The sequence below is a fragment of the Pollutibacter soli genome, from assembly GCA_029269725.1.
GTDB lineage: Bacteria > Bacteroidota > Bacteroidia > Chitinophagales > Chitinophagaceae > Pollutibacter > Pollutibacter soli.
In genome coordinates, this window is sequence record JARJHS010000004.1 from 392,617 (window position 1) to 408,077 (window position 15,461).

The following is a 15,461-nucleotide window of genomic DNA, read 5'->3' on the forward strand; positions in this document are numbered from 1 at the left end:
ATTGATTGTCAATGTCATTTTTTTTCAAACACCCCAACCTTGGGGGTCCTAGACCTCCCAGGTTGGGGTTGGCAGGGAATGACAAAAAAATCCATTTTAAGGAGCGTTCTGCAAAGAACAACCTCGCAGGTCTTAAGACCTGCCAGGTCTTTATAGTTTAAACCGTCACAAATTCAGGCTGTGCTTTGAAAACCAAGTTTGTTTTCCTGCGTTTCTGTTTGAGTTTGTTCCACCAGATCATTGTGCCGCTGACAGGCAAAGAAGTCGCTACCAGGCAGGCAAGAAAATAAAGAATTTTTGTGAATTTGCCGTACACATTCCCAACATGAATCGCCTTGATTGATCCGGCAACTCTTTCTTTAAATGGCTTGTTTTTGAATATCTCTGTCCTGATCAGATTTCCTGAATAAGCATCAATAATTAAGCGGTCAGCAGCGGCTGGTGCGAAGAAGCCAATCTTTGTCTTGCTGATAGTATATGGCGTTCCCTGCTCCTGTGGAATCTGGATATTGTAATCGCCTGCATAAGGTAAAGCTTTATCGGCAATGGCAATTACGGATGAAAGTGAAATCACCGGCTGTACAATTGAATCGAGAGAAACAGGTTTTACATCTTTGACCTCATTCTTTTTCTCCGGCCCGGGTTTATCTTTTGGTTTGTAAGTACCCAACGTTTTTTGTAAACCGTTTCTGTACCATTCAAACGACCACTGCGGACCTGTTAAACCCATCAGCAATAAAAAAATCAATGAATAAAATGCAAGCGTATTATGCAGATCATGATTGACTCGCTTCCAGTTAGCGTTGAACTTTACTTTTAAGCCTTGTCTCCAGTTTCTCAGTTTCTGTGGGAACCAGATGATCAAACCAGTAATACATCCCAGGGTAAAAATGATCGTTGTCCATCCGGTAATCACACTGCCCAACTCTCTGTTTGTTTTGTTTTTTAAAATTGGCGTTTCAATTTTATCAAGCATGAGCCAGCGATGAAGACTGAACATCTTACTCATGAATTCCTTAGTACCATTTTTTTCTGCGGAGTTACCCACGATATTGCCATTGTAAGGATTCACCATGTAAGTCGCGCCTCTCGATTTATCGTCTTTCTTTTTTGCATTGAATTGATATGTTCGTGATAAATCTGCCGGATAATTGAGCGACTGGACTTTTCCTTCCGAATTTTTTTCAATAGAAGCAATCAGTGAATCAGGGGGAATTCTTTGAACACCTGGTTTAGCTTCTACTTTATATAAATGAGGAGCAGACATCTCGGTGATTTCCGTATTATAAACATAGATAGTACCACTGAAACAAATAGCAATTACCACGATACCACTGGTTAAGCCTGACCAAAGATGAATATCATTAAAAAGTTTACGGACTTTTTGCCAGTTTGATTTTGTTGCTGCCTGTGTAACCATCGGAGATGCCGGTTTATAAAATGATCAACCGGCAAAATAATTCACAGCGCGCAGAGCAGCTTACGGAATCGGGAAAAACTGCAGAAGCTGATTCAGCTAAAAGGCTGTTCAGAAGCTATTGCACCCGGATTTTCAAGTGTTTATTCGAAATTTGCGATCTGGGAAGGCAGTTTAAGTTAAGATTCTAACGCTTCCTTCAACCTGACTAAACCGGTTCGACTGACAGGAACTTTCGTACCTGATTTTAATACCACGATATAATTCTCCTTTTCGTATGGTTCCAGCTTTGCGATCTCGGTAAGATTAATGATATAAGATCGATGTGTCCTGAGGAATTTCGCGGGATCAAGTGTTTTTTCGAAATGCGCCATCGTTCTGTTTTTCAACCAAACTCCTTTGCCTGTATGAATCTTTACAAAATCATCTGCAGCTTCAAGGTATTGAATGTCGTTGACAGGAATGATGATCACAGACGTGCCGGACCTCACGACAATCCTTTCTTTTTGTTGAGGAGATTGCGATGCTGTTTCCAAAAGATTATTGGTTGCTTTTGCATCCTTCGCAAACTGTTGGAGTTTCCATTTCTGTATAGCCTGGTCAAAACGTGTTCTACTAAACGGTTTTAATAAATAATCTATAGCATGAAGATCAAATGCCTTCATCGCATATTCATCAAAAGCAGTGGTGAAAATAACAGAAGGTTTTTGCTCAAGGAGCTCAAGCATTTCAAAGCCGTTAATTTTCGGCATTTGTATGTCAAGAAAAATCAGGTCTGGCTGATGTTGTTGAATTGATTTCACACCTTCAAGTCCGTTGTCGCATTCTTCAACAACTTCAATATCACTAAATGATTCGAGGTATTCTTTCACCAGGCTTCTTGCGAGTGGCTCATCATCAATGAGTATTACTTTGGTCATGGCTGAGGAATTATAATCGACGTGATAAATTGATTTTCTTTTTCCGTAATCTTTAAGAGATCTGTTCGTGCAAATAAAAGATATAATCTTCTTTGAACAGAAGTCAATCCGAAACCAGTGCCTGTTTTTACCTGAGCTGTTTCAGGATCAAATGGATTTGATATCGATACGATTAATAATTGATCTTTTTTCTCCGCGGTGATTTTGATATTCACATTGCCTGTGGTTTCGTAAACACCAAACTTGATTGCATTCTCAACAACTGGCTGTAACAGCAAGGCTGGAATCTTCAATTGTTTTGTGTCTTCAGGCATAAATATTTCCGCATCAAGCCGATGGCCGAAGCGAAGTTTCTCTATCGAAAGATACAGGTTGAGGTCCCTGAATTCTTCTTCAAGGCTAGCCATTTGATCGCCTTCTTTTCTAACAGTGCTGCGAAGAAAATCGCTCAGGGTTTCAATCATATTACGGGCCTGGCCCGGATCTCTGGAAACTAGCGCACTTATCGAATTTAGACTATTGAATAAAAAATGTGGCTGCAACTGCTGGCGAAGTCTGATGAGCTCCGCTTCACGGGCAAGTTTTTCCGCGTCTGATTTTCTTTGCTGTTGAACAGCTTTTTCCTCCATGGTTCTTCTCAATACAATAATCAATGCAATGCAGGTGAGTACAAGAAGTCCGATAGCAAATCTTATGGTTCCGGTATACTGAAAAAAATCCTGCGTAAATATTTCTTCTTTCAAGGCAGCGAGCACAGCAGTTCTGCTAACGAGAAACCATAAAAATGTGATCGCTGCAACAATAGCTACAAGATTAACATAGCTGCCCTGGCCGGGGAGATAATGTTTAAGAAGATTGGTTAAGAAGATTGCGGCGGCCGCAAGCAAAAGATTACTTATCAAACTATCAGTGACGGCTGGTTGAAGTGGTAGTCCTGCAGCATACATTACCCAACAATTTGCAGCTGTCCATACAAGCCATCCGGCTGCTGCAATTGAAATTGTTCTCAAGCTCCAGTTTGCAATTGGCGACTGCACAGCCATCAGTAAATATCAAGTATATGTTGTTCAATATTCTGGCGAAGTAATTCTGCTCTTTTATTCGTCATAAGCTCATACAAAGTGCCGTTCTCCTCGGCCTTCAATGAAGAAAATATTTCGGCACCATCTATGAATTGATTGATCTGATAAATTTCTGAGACGTTGATAAATTTCCATTGTACTACTGAACTCATCAGCCCGTCTGCAGTGCTCTCTGAGCGTCCCATTTCCTGTGCTTTTGAAAACGCTTCAGCAGCAGAATCCGAACTAATCAAACGCAGCTGTTCTTCAAACTGAGAGTTGTTGTTGTAGTTCCCGCAATGTATTCTGTAAACCATTTTAGCCAGGTACCAGTTCATAGCTTCAGTTTCAACGGTTATAGCTTTTTATTTCGATGCCGCCAAACATGCAGAATCCCTGCAACACTAAAGTTTTTTCCGGTATTACTGACAAGCTGGAAAAATGCCTTTTGTCTTCAACTCCCCCAAAAATTGATACCACTTCTGATTTGACTTCCCATGAGGAAGGAATAAATAGTTTGGTACCTCCGAAAATATTGACAGCTTCAATATTTGTGGTTTCATTAAAATCTGCGTGAATGAGATTAATATCTGCACCACCAAACACAGTTACAATTTCACCGCCTCTGAAATTTTTCGACATGATGTTTTTTCGCACATTGCCGAAAATGGAAACAACTTCAAGAATGTTGTCAGTAAAAGGTATACCTGCACTTCTCCGGTTCTTTTCTTCCGGAGCGGTTTTGTCTTCTGGAAATATTTCATCGGTTTCTGTGCGAACACCGTAATCAGAAATATTATCATCGTTTTTCACTGGAGGCGGATTTTCATTCGTCGTATTATCTGCCTTAGACCTGGTAAGGATCAAAAAACCTACTCCTAAAAAAATTACCGGAAGAATAAATCTGCCAAGTCGCAGGTGTGGTATAAAGTCGTCGATTAAAAAGAAAGCACCCACAGCAACGATCACCAACCAGGCACCATGCCTGAAGCCATCTTTAAATCCTATAAAAAGACCCACCAGTATTACGATCATCTCCCACTGAAAAAACCAATCCGGGAAATAAAATCCGATGCGATCCATTAACAACACTCCACCGACTATCAGGAAAGGGATTGCCACCCAACCTGTATTCTGCCTGTTTTTAAGTTTTCTGCCCATAGAATAACTGTTATCCATTATTTCAAGTTTCCTCAAAACTAATTTCTGAATTTACGGTCTCAAATGCGTAAAAGGCAAATCCGGGCAGTGTACTCGGTAAACAAGCTCTGCCGGGCGGCGAAATTTTCAATTTGATGCAAAAAGAGAAATTATACGGGTTCGATAATCCGGAAACTCTCTCCGTCGAACAGGCCTTTGTCGCTCAGTTTCAATTTTGGAATGACGAGTAATGCCATGAACGACAATGTCATGAATGGTGCACCTAATTTTGATCCCGTTGATTTTGCTGCCTCGTCAATTTCGGTGTATTTTTTGGCAACAAGATAACCATCTTCAAAACTCATTAAGCCAGCCACGGGAAGTGGTAAAAACCATTCATTTTCATTGTTGACACAACTGATGCCACCTTCGTCGCCGATGATAAGATTGACTGCTTTGCAAATAAAATCATCATCTGTCCCAACGGCAACTATGTTATGAGAATCGTGAGCGACAGACGAAGCAATCGCTCCTTTTATCAATCCAAAGTTTTTGATAAATGCTTTTGCGATGGGAGCTTCATGATACCTGTTGACAACCACAATTTTCAGAATATCTTCGTCGACATTGCTGATCCATTTACCTTCATGAAGTAAAGGTTGACCTTCGGATTTTCCGGTCACGATTTGCCCGTCGAGCGCTTCGATAATTGGGAACTTATATTCATTACCGGTAGTAGAAATGAATTCAAAATCCGCAGGTTGTTTTTTTGAACAATGGAAAGAATTGACTCGTGGGTGAGAAGTCCTGGCAATATCAATGAGTGACTTCCCCTCTGAAGCTACACAAACTCCATTAATCCAGGTTTCTCTGACTTCGAAATTTTTAAGATCGTTGACGAGAATAAAATCTGCCGGATCTCCTACATTCAATTTACCTGTGTCGAGTTTATAGTGTTCCCGGGGGTTTAAACAGGCAGCTCTTATAACATCAAAGAGATCGTGTCCTTTTGCGATTGCCCTTGCGCACATCTGGTTAATATGACCATCGACCAGACTGTCCGGATGTTTGTCGTCACTGCAGAACATAATGCTGTCAGGATGAGTTTTCAGCAGATCGATCAGCGCTTCGAAATTTTTTGCAGCACTGCCTTCGCGTATGAGAATTTTCATTCCATATTTCAATTTGTCTAACGCTTCTTCTTCAGTAAAACATTCATGATCTGTGCTGATACCGCGGTATATATAATGCATTGCATCTTCGCCTCTCAGTCCTGGAGCATGACCATCAACAGGTTTTCCTCTTTTTCTCGCTGCTTCGATTTTTTTCAAAACCTCGGGGTCACCTTGCAACGCACCCGGGAAATTCATCATCTCACTCAGGTATTTTATTTCCGGGAGATCAAGTAATTGTTCAACTGCGGTGGCATCAAGCGTCGCGCCTGCTGTTTCAAAAGTAGTAGCAGGCACGCAACTGGGTGCTCCAAAATAAAATTTAAAAGGTGTCAGACGACTGTTTTCAATCATGAATCTGACACCTTCTATTCCGCAGACATTGGCAATTTCATGCGGATCACTGACGGTAGCGATTGTTCCATGCACAACAGCAAGTCTTGCAAATTCAGACGGCACCAGCATAGAACTTTCAATGTGAATATGACTATCGATGAAACCAGGAAGTAAAAATGGAAGATGTTCCTGGTTTATGTGAGGTAATTTTTCAACGGCTGAAATCAAGCCGTCTTTGAAATGAAGTCTTGCCGGTACTATAGTTCTGTTGCTGCAATCGACAAGATTTCCGTCTATTAACTGGGTATTCATATTTGAAGTTAAGGATTAAAGAAATCTTCAGATGGTAACCTATACTTATATTTGAATGTCCAATGATTTTGTGAAACTGTTAGCTGAATAGTTAATGAATCAAAAATTTAAAACACACAATTCAAACATGAAAGCTTTAAAATTTGCATCTTTTGCTTTGATTGCTCTTTTCCTGGTGTCTTTTGTAAATGCACAAACAGTTGATGAAGTTGTTACAAAACACCTGGATGCGATTGGAGGAGCAGCGAACTGGAAGAAGGTAAACACGATGAAAATGGAGGCCAATATAAATGTGCAGGGAAACGACATTCCTGTTACTATTTACCAGGTGAACAATAAAGCAACAAAAAGTGAGATCAACTTCCAGGGTACTGTAAATTATAACATCATCACTACTGAAGGTGGATGGAAGTATTTCCCGATCATGGGCCAGGCAGCTCCGGAAGCATTATCAGATGAAGAAATAAAAGCCGGACAGAATCAGCTTGACATCCAGGGGGAACTGGTTGACTACAAAGCAAAGGGACATAAGGTTGAACTTGTTGGGAAAGAAACAGTTGATGGCATTGAAGGGTACAAACTTAAAGTAACCCGCAAGAATGGTTCACAGGTAAATTTCTTAATCGATGCGAAAACATTTTATATCGTTCGCGCCACTGCAAAAATTTCTGCAAATGGTCAGGAGATAGAACAAACTTCCATCATGAGTAACTATACAAAACTGCCCGAAGGAATTTTTGTTCCCATGACACTTGAAGGTGTAGGACCTGCACCGATTGTAGTATCCAAAATAGAAGTGAATCCAAAGATTGAAGATGCAGTGTTTAAAGTGACGCAATAATCTCTCTTAACAGATCAATAGAAAACCCGGCAGATGCCGGGTTTTTTTTTAACCATATTTGAATTTCTGAAGTCGATCGTAAGCCGTAAGCTGCAGAATTTTTTTATGAAGTTCTTCCGGTCGGAAAGGTTTTGGAATAAAGTCAGAAAATCCTTTTTCAAGAAGATCATTATACATGTTATCATACACCGCTGCAGTAAATGCCACGATTGGGATAGTTTTATTTCGTTTACGTATCTCCGATACCGCCTGTGCGCCATCCATCAGTGGCATTTCAAGATCAATAAGCAACAGATCATAAGCATTGCCATTAAAAAGCTCGAGCGCCTTTTCACCATTGACTGCTTCATCCACGGTCACCTGCCATTTTTCAAGAAAGCGTTTGGCTACAATCATATTAACCGGGTTGTCTTCGGCCAGTAGAATTCTCAGACCCGCCATTCCCCCAAGCTCTTTGTTGCCCTGGTTTCCACTGGTACGGCCAGCCTTTTTAATTTTCATCGCGATAGTAAAATAGAACTCACTTCCCGTCCCGGGTTCACTGCTCACTTTAATCTCGCCGCCCATTTTTTCAACGATGTGTTTACTGATGGCAAGTCCTAATCCGGTACCGCCATACTTTCTTGTAGTTTCGGTATCTGCCTGCGTGAAACTGTCAAATATCTGTCTCGTTTTTGCCGACGAAATTCCAATGCCTGTGTCTTTTACAGAAAAGGAAACAACCAGGTTATTTTCTTTTATCATTTCTCTTTTGGCAGTAACGGTGATCGTTCCTGTTTCGGTGAATTTTTTTGCGTTGGATAAAAGATTATTCAACACCTGTTTCAAACGCATCTCATCACCCATGATTTCTGCATCCAGTTCTTCATCGATCCTTAATTCCAGTTGTACTTTGCTTTTGCTGATGCTGGAATGAAATGGCTGAACCGCCGCAATGAGGAAAGCCTTTAAATTGAATGGAGACAATTCGAGCTCCATTTTGCCAGCTTCCAGTTTGCTGAAATCAAGTATATCATTTACCAGTTGCAGCATATGTTCTGAAGAGTTCTTCAATACTGAGAAAAACTCCTGCTGACTATCAAGTGATTCTTCCTGTAAAAGAATATTTGATGTACCGATGATCGCATTCAGTGGAGTTCTGAGTTCATGGCTCATATTGCTCAGAAACCTGGATTTAACCAATGCTGCTTTTTCTGCGCGTTCCTTTGCTTTGATGATTTCGAATTCAGCTATTTTAATTTCGGTGATATCGAGTATGCTGATCTTGCAGTACATCTCATGCTGATGTCTGAACGGAACTATATTTACATAGGCGAAAAAAAGTACTTCATTCTCTCTTACAAAATCCATATTTCCATACCATGGCGAGTGCTTTTCAAAATGATTATTTCTGAAACTGTTTATTTGTTCAAGTACCTGGGAACCTAAAAGCGACTCCACTGGTTTCCCAACAGCGGTTTTTTTATCGGGATAAGAAAAAACTTCCAATGCTCTTTTATTACAGTCGGTAATGAGCAGGTTGGAAGCATTTACAGTAAATACTGCGTCAAGCGAAGTATTAAAAATGGTGTCTGCAAGAAGTTTTTCTTCGAGTATTTTTTCTTCGTGTGTCTCGAGCGTTTTTAAAATAAAATATGCAAAAACAGAGGTTAGTAAAAGCGCTAGTGCGAGGTTAGTACTGAACAGGCCACTATAAAGATCCTGCGGAATTTTTTGCAGGTTATTCTGATAAGGGACCAGGATAAAAATCATTACCGTCGTAAGCAGGGTAATGACACTGGTGCTGATCACTTCCTGCAGATTTTTTTTGATATCGATTACAAATACAAGTGCGAGGAGGAGCGGGAAGAACAAAAGATATTGACCAGACCTCAGTCCTTCAACATAACTGATTACAAAAAGATAAACATTCAGCGCCATGATCCCGACACGCTTAGCGGTATTGAAATGGCCATCTTTATTTACAAAAAAAGAGATGGTCAGAAAAAATGCGCCGGCTATATTGACGATAGCACTGAAATACAAGCCGTTAAGAAAATTGAACAAAAGGCTGATCAGCACGACGCCAAAGGCGAAACTGAGGAACAGATTGAGCCTCAATATGTTCTTCCTGTTTTCGAGAGTGGTATTTTCCTTGATCCCACTATTCAAAATAGTTGCCTGTAAGGATAATATACTTTCTAATATGTTCGTTTTCATTCGCGGAGCCTTGGTATTCAATTAGAAACGATTGTGAGAGACCAGATGAAAACGCTATTATAAACCGAAAATTGTGATTTATGATGAAGGGAAGCCCACAGGAAATCTACCAGTTTTCCAGCCATTTCGATCATCAGTTCCTTAACGAGTTATATGGCGATGATATGAGATCAGCAGAAGAAGTATTTCATTCGGCATTGATTCAGATTGACCAGGAAGTTTCAGAAGCAGAGAAACTCTTCAGAGAAAAAAACTTTACTGAGGTTCGGAAAATATTCCATCGGATTAAACCTTTGTTTGGTTATGTAGGTCTGATGGAAGTCCAGGATAATATCCAGCAGTTTGAAGACAACTGTATTCATTTTCGTGATATCGGAAGTCTTGAACTGGCATTTGAGAATGTGAAAACTATCGTTTGGGAAGCATCGGTTAAAATCAGTGAGGAAAAGGGTAAACTCAGCGATTATAACAAACAGCGTGCATGAAGTATTCAAGCGTAATCGTAGAAGATCTGCAGACGGCGGCTGATTTTCTAAGGAAGTTTTGTGAACGCAGTGGCCTGGTTGAGGTGCAGGCACATTTTCTCAATGCAGAAGATGCATTGAATTATTTATCCGAGAATTTAGTCGATCTGATATTCCTGGATGTTGAGATGCCCGGGGCAACGGGTTTTGATTTGATGGACCGGCTGGTATACACACCCCAGGTTATCCTCACTACATCAAAAACGGAATACGCCTACGATGCATTTCAGTACAACGTTACCGACTACCTGAAAAAGCCTTTCACTTATCAAAGATTTCTGGAAGCTTTGCAAAAAGTACAGGTAAAAAAAGAAGAAGAAGATTCATCTTCGGAGCGCGATCATATTTTTATTAAGTCTGATGGCAAACTGATTCGCCTCAAAAACGATGATATCCTTTTCATTGAAAGCATGGGTGACTACGTAAAGTTCGTCACCGCGGAAAAAAAATACATCACGCACAACACGATAAAAAACCTGGAAACAAAAGTTGATCCGTTGCGCTTTATGAAAGTGCACAGGTCTTATATCGTAAATCTTTCCCGCATCGATGATATCCAGGAGAATTCTTTGTATATCAAAGGAACCATGATCCCGATCAGTAAGGCGCACAAGGCGAGGGTAATGCAGAAACTGAATATAGTTTAATGTTGAACGTGTAACGTTAAACGTTAGCCTCTGGTAATGTAAGGTCACTCAGGTCTTCAAACCAGCATTTCGGCAGCAGCATTCATCCGCAGACTCTACGTTCAACGTTCACCGTTTAACGTTTCACTCTTCGGTATTTATCCTTTGTAACCTCAGATTAGTAACCGGAGATACAATCAACGGGAATTTTTCCACCTTAACATTGCTGGGGTCAAGGCCAAAACCACGTTCTTCTGAAAGTGCGGTTTCTTTGAGCCAGAAATACAATTTCATTACAACTCTTTCCCAGAATGGAAGTTCATTATCCTGGCTCAGGAATTTTTCAAGTACTACAAATTCGAAATCGCCTACGATATTATTTCGCTGCAGACTTTCGTAGCGGCTGACGATATTGACTTCTTTATTGCTCACCATGTCTTCAACCACTTTTCTGAACATCAGGTTGATTCTCGGTTCAATCCTGAAACCAAGCCTGAATTCAACACGGATAACTTCGTTTGGAATAATGGTTTGTACTTCGTACTCGCATGTATATGGATCATCCAGCGTGTCCACATGTACAAACCAGTAAATATCCGCGCGCTTAGGTTTTTTATTGAGGATCGAGTGTATGATCTTATGCTCAATCTCTTTTGGATTATTTGCGCTCGTCAAATAAATAAGATGCGTTGAATATTTGTTGATCGTAGCATCGTTACTGAGTTCCTGAAGCAACGGCAGATAATGATCCAGACGAACGAACTCCACGTAACGGTTCTTGATCTTTCTTGATCTGTACCAGATATACATAACAAGAAACATCAGCATACCGACAAGAAGGGTGATATATCCTCCATGCGTAAACTTCTGCAGCAGTGCTACCAGGAAGAGTATTTCTATACTGAGGTAGGAAAGGAGAAATACATAGATCAGCACGGGCCTTACGCGATGTAATACAAGGAAGTTTGCAAACAAAATTGTTGTTGCCAGCATAGTCATAATAATAGCAAGACCATAGGCCGCTTCCATACGTGAAGATTCACGGAAATACAGCACCACACCACAACAGCCAATAAAAATGAGGTTGTTCAATGATGGTATGAACAATTGTCCCTTGGCCTCCGAAGGATAATTGATTTTTAATCTTGGCCAAAGATTAAGTCGGATAGCTTCACTGATCAGTGTAAATGATCCGCTGATCATTGCCTGGCTCGCAATAATTGCAGCAGAGGTTGCAATGATCACTCCGATCAGTACAAACCATTCCGGCATCATATCGTAAAAGGCATTAATGTTCAGTTGCTCTTTCAATGCATTTGTTATATGTAAACCCTTCCTTGTTGCAAGAAGATTTGCACCCTGGCCAAGGTAGTTAAGCAACAGGCAGGACTTCACAAAAATCCAGGATATCCTGATATTTCCGCGACCGCAATGCCCGAGATCGCTGTACAAAGCTTCGGCCCCTGTCGTACAAAGGAAAATTGCACCCAGCAGCCAGATCGCATTCGGATGCTCCGAGATCAGCTGAAATGCATAATAAGGATTGAATGATTTAAAGATTGCACCATAATCTGCCAGATGGATTACGCCCAGTATCGCAATGGTAGAAAACCAGATAAACATGATAGGCCCAAACAATTTACCTATTGATGCAGTGCCGAATTGTTGAAGAAAAAAGAAAAGACCCATAATACCCAACACGATGTATACAATGGTGTCTTTCGAGATATTATGAAGCCGGGGAATATTTTTAAGACCTTCAATAGCAGAAGTGATAGAAATAGGAGGGGTAATGATTCCATCGGCAAGAAGCGCTGAACCTCCAATCATTGCCGGAATCACCAACCACTTTCGCCGGCGCCGGACAAGAGCATAGAGTGCAAAAATTCCACCCTCCCCACGATTGTCAGCCCGAAGTATAAGGATTACATATTTGACTGTAGTCTGTAAAGTGATCGTCCAGATGATACACGACAGACTTCCGATGATCAGGTCTTCAGTTATGACCCTGTCAGTAATAATTGAATTAAATACATACAATGGGGAAGTACCAATATCTCCGTAAATGATCCCTAAGGCGATCAGGAGTCCTGCTCCTGTTACCTTATTCAGATTTGTGCCCACTTTTTCAGGTGATTAATCGTTTTGGGTAAGTTAGATTATCGACAAAGGTATAGGGAAAAAAAATGAACCGCCTAAAACCCTATTCATTATACATGCATAACGTTAAAAATACCTGTATTTCCCGGGCCTTAATCTTTGATTAATGACTTAATTGCAGTACATCACGTATTTTTAGTGACGAAAAGCCGACGTTAATGAACAAATTGTTTCTTGCCTTATGTTTCCTTCTTTTTGCTAATATTCTGCCCGCACAAAGAATTTATTATTCTGACATAGAGAAAGATGACTATCGTCAGATGAATTTTGAAATCATCGGTAAAGTAGGTGGTAATATTAATATCTACAAAAACTACCGAAACCGTAACGATATTGCCGTTTATTTCAATGACATGAAGTTGAAATCGAAAACCAAGCTGGAATTTATGCCAGACCGGGTGTACAATGTCGATTTTGTGGCGTATCCTGATTTTTACTACATGATCTATCAATACCAGAAACGCAACGTAATGTTTTGCGCAATGGTAAAAATGAATGGCGAAGGAAAATTAATGACAGACCCTGTTGTGCTCGATACTTCCCAGTTGCCTTCTACCAACGAAAGTAAAGTATATACCACGGTAGCCAGCGACGACAAGCAGAAGATTATGGTCTTTAAGATCAACAAGAAAAATGAAAAGAGCTTTCTGTTAACGACATTACTATACAACAACCATCTCGAATTGCAGAAAAAGTCCAATATCACCATGAGCGGTTCTGCCCGCGAAGATTTGTTTACAGATTTTCTCCTGGATAACGATGGTGACCTGGTTTTTGGAAGATGCGGACGCACCGGAAATCGTGATTATATCAACAACTTCGACCTCGTTTTAAAAAGAGCAAATGAAGATACACTTCAGTACACCAATTTCCCGCTGACGGATAAAACGCTTGACGAAATAAAGATCAAACCGGACAATACCAATAAGAATATTATTTTTTCCTCCTTTTACTATAAACAGAAAAGAGGAAATATTGATGGACTCTACAGTGTGATCTGGGATAAGAATGACAGGAAAGTCCTTACCGATGTTACATTTCCTTTCGGAGATACATTAAGGATGGACGCAAGATCGGACAACAGTTCGTTGAAAGTTGCGTTTAATGATTACTTTATCAAACAGATAATTCCGACTCGCGATGGAGGATATGCCGTACTTGCCGAACTATACTATACGACTTCCCGCGCATCAGGGTGGAGCAGGTATGATTACCTGTACGGGTACAATAGTTTTATGCCTTATGATTACTACTATTCTCCGTACGGGGGGTTGAACAACTATTATCGCGGTTGGGATCCATACAACAGGTATGGATCTGCCACGAGGCATTTTGCAGAAAATATCATGATATTCTATTTCAACAAAGCGGGAAACCTGGTTTGGAGTAATGCAATAAGAAAAACACAGTTCGACGATAACACGGATATGTATCTTTCCTATCAGCTTTTCAATACCGGCAGTGAAGTGCGAATCCTTTTTAACCAGCTGGAACGAAGAGAGAGAATGCTGAACAGTGTTACAGCGAATGCAAGTGGAGAAATAAAAAAAGATCCTACACTCAGAAACCTGGACAAAGGATATGAGTTTATGCCGCGGTTTGGAAAACAGGTAGGTTTGAAGGAAATTGTTTTACCCTGTATGAACAGGAACTATATCTGTTTTGCCAAGCTAGACTTTTAAATAAAACAACTGCTTGTGGTCGGAGTTTTCAGGGATTACAACCCTTTCGGGATCATTTTCCTGTTTTTTTACGGACTGATCCTTAAATATGCTTCTTTTCTGCAACCGCATATACCCGTGGCTCAGCCTACCGACGGGTTTCTTTACCATTCACTGTTGAGATCAATGGAAAGTGCAGGGAAATCGTCCCCTGTTATTTATTCCTTGTTCGCATATGTACTCGTTTTTGTGCAATCGATAATGCTGAATACTATGGTGAACAACAGAAGACTTCTGCCAAAGCCAAGTTTTCTTGCAGCAATGTCTTACTTACTCATCACATCTTTTTTTCCGGAATGGTGGCAGCTGTCTTCAACATTGATAGTAAATACTTTCCTGATCTGGATTTTTTCCAGGATGAGTATTCTTTATAGCTATCCCAAGGCCAAACTCTTACTTCTGAACGTTGGGTTCGTTTTAGGGGTTAGTTCATTCTTCTATTTTCCTTCGCTTGCGTTTTTACTACTTATATTCTTTGCATTACTCATCATGCGGCCTTTTCGTTTGGTTGAATGGATGGTCGGATTGTTGGGAATCATGATCCCTTATTATTTTCTTTTTGCCTGGATGTTTTTACAAAATGACTGGAATATCAAAAAAATTCTCCCTTCTGTAACGCTTTCCTACCCGACTTTTCAGCAAACCATCTGGGCCTGGGGCGGATTGTTATTACTGGTAATTCCTTTTATGATCAGTGGATTTATCATCCAGGGAAGTATTCTTCGAATGTTGATCCAGGTCAGGAAGAACTGGAGCCTGATGCTGGTGTATCTCTTGTTAGCTATGCTGGTGCCTTTTATTAACTCCAGTTCTACCTTCGAATACTGGATCCTCTCAGCACTTCCATTTGCAGTTTTTCACGCAGGCGCCTTCTATTTTTCGAAACGCCGGTATTTTCCTGTCATCCTGCATTGGCTCATGGTGATTTTTGTTCTCGCGTTAAACTGGGCTCTTCTGGGCTTTTAGAATTCGTTAAATCCAGTCCAATTAAATAGTAACGCCTTAATTTTGTGCCTTTTCGGCATTATGTGC

13 protein-coding genes are annotated in these 15,461 nt (G+C 40.5%); 5 read left to right on the forward strand and 8 right to left on the reverse strand.

The window, feature by feature from the left end; genetic code table 11:
* Positions 1-157: 157 nt before the first annotated feature.
* The 6 genes from P2W82_RS12660 to ade form a co-directional block, all read right to left on the reverse strand.
* Positions 158-1,420, reverse strand: coding sequence for a PepSY-associated TM helix domain-containing protein (locus tag P2W82_RS12660; protein ID WP_336516259.1), 1,263 nt, complete (start codon positions 1,418-1,420; stop codon positions 158-160).
* 176 nt (positions 1,421-1,596) lie between these two features.
* Entirely contained in the window at positions 1,597-2,337 is a 741-nt protein-coding gene (locus P2W82_RS12665; protein ID WP_336516260.1) for a LytR/AlgR family response regulator transcription factor, read from the reverse strand.
* Positions 2,334-3,347, reverse strand: coding sequence for a sensor histidine kinase (locus P2W82_RS12670; RefSeq protein WP_336516261.1), 1,014 nt, complete (start codon positions 3,345-3,347; stop codon positions 2,334-2,336). The genes P2W82_RS12665 and P2W82_RS12670 overlap by 4 nt, the downstream gene beginning before the upstream one ends.
* A gap of 32 nt (positions 3,348-3,379) precedes the next feature.
* A complete protein-coding gene (locus P2W82_RS12675; protein ID WP_336516262.1) occupies positions 3,380-3,736 on the reverse strand; it encodes a DUF4288 domain-containing protein in 357 nt (118 codons plus the stop codon).
* 10 nt (positions 3,737-3,746) lie between these two features.
* The gene (locus P2W82_RS12680; protein ID WP_336516263.1) at positions 3,747-4,559 is read right to left on the reverse strand and encodes a LiaF transmembrane domain-containing protein; all 813 of its coding nucleotides are present in this window, start codon (positions 4,557-4,559) and stop codon (positions 3,747-3,749) included.
* Positions 4,560-4,708: 149 nt separating this feature from the next.
* Positions 4,709-6,358, reverse strand: a complete 1,650-nt coding sequence (gene ade / locus P2W82_RS12685; RefSeq protein WP_336516264.1) for an adenine deaminase — start codon at positions 6,356-6,358, stop codon at positions 4,709-4,711.
* A 127-nt stretch (positions 6,359-6,485) separates the two neighbouring features.
* Here ade and P2W82_RS12690 point away from each other — a divergent pair, with 127 nt between their 5' ends.
* Positions 6,486-7,199: a LolA-like protein gene (locus tag P2W82_RS12690; RefSeq protein WP_336516265.1), complete on the forward strand. Its 714-nt coding sequence runs from the start codon at positions 6,486-6,488 to the stop codon at positions 7,197-7,199.
* 48 nt (positions 7,200-7,247) lie between these two features.
* Here P2W82_RS12690 and P2W82_RS12695 read toward each other — a convergent pair whose 3' ends face one another.
* The gene (locus P2W82_RS12695) at positions 7,248-9,398 is read right to left on the reverse strand and encodes an ATP-binding protein (protein ID WP_336516266.1); all 2,151 of its coding nucleotides are present in this window, start codon (positions 9,396-9,398) and stop codon (positions 7,248-7,250) included.
* 80 nt (positions 9,399-9,478) lie between these two features.
* On the opposite strand from P2W82_RS12695, the gene P2W82_RS12700 reads away from it, so the two are divergent.
* Both P2W82_RS12700 and P2W82_RS12705 read left to right on the forward strand, forming a co-directional pair.
* Complete coding sequence (locus P2W82_RS12700) at positions 9,479-9,883, forward strand: hypothetical protein (protein WP_336516267.1); 405 nt, start codon at positions 9,479-9,481, stop codon at positions 9,881-9,883.
* Positions 9,880-10,569, forward strand: a complete 690-nt coding sequence (locus P2W82_RS12705) for a LytR/AlgR family response regulator transcription factor (protein ID WP_336516268.1) — start codon at positions 9,880-9,882, stop codon at positions 10,567-10,569. Before P2W82_RS12700 ends, P2W82_RS12705 begins: the two co-directional genes overlap by 4 nt.
* Positions 10,570-10,692: 123 nt before the next feature.
* Here P2W82_RS12705 and P2W82_RS12710 read toward each other — a convergent pair whose 3' ends face one another.
* Positions 10,693-12,672, reverse strand: coding sequence for a KUP/HAK/KT family potassium transporter (locus tag P2W82_RS12710; protein WP_336516269.1), 1,980 nt, complete (start codon positions 12,670-12,672; stop codon positions 10,693-10,695).
* A gap of 194 nt (positions 12,673-12,866) precedes the next feature.
* On the opposite strand from P2W82_RS12710, the gene P2W82_RS12715 reads away from it, so the two are divergent.
* Positions 12,867-14,390, forward strand: coding sequence for a hypothetical protein (locus tag P2W82_RS12715; protein ID WP_336516270.1), 1,524 nt, complete (start codon positions 12,867-12,869; stop codon positions 14,388-14,390).
* A gap of 15 nt (positions 14,391-14,405) precedes the next feature.
* Positions 14,406-15,395, forward strand: coding sequence for a hypothetical protein (locus P2W82_RS12720; RefSeq protein ID WP_336516271.1), 990 nt, complete (start codon positions 14,406-14,408; stop codon positions 15,393-15,395).
* Positions 15,396-15,461 lie beyond the last annotated feature (66 nt).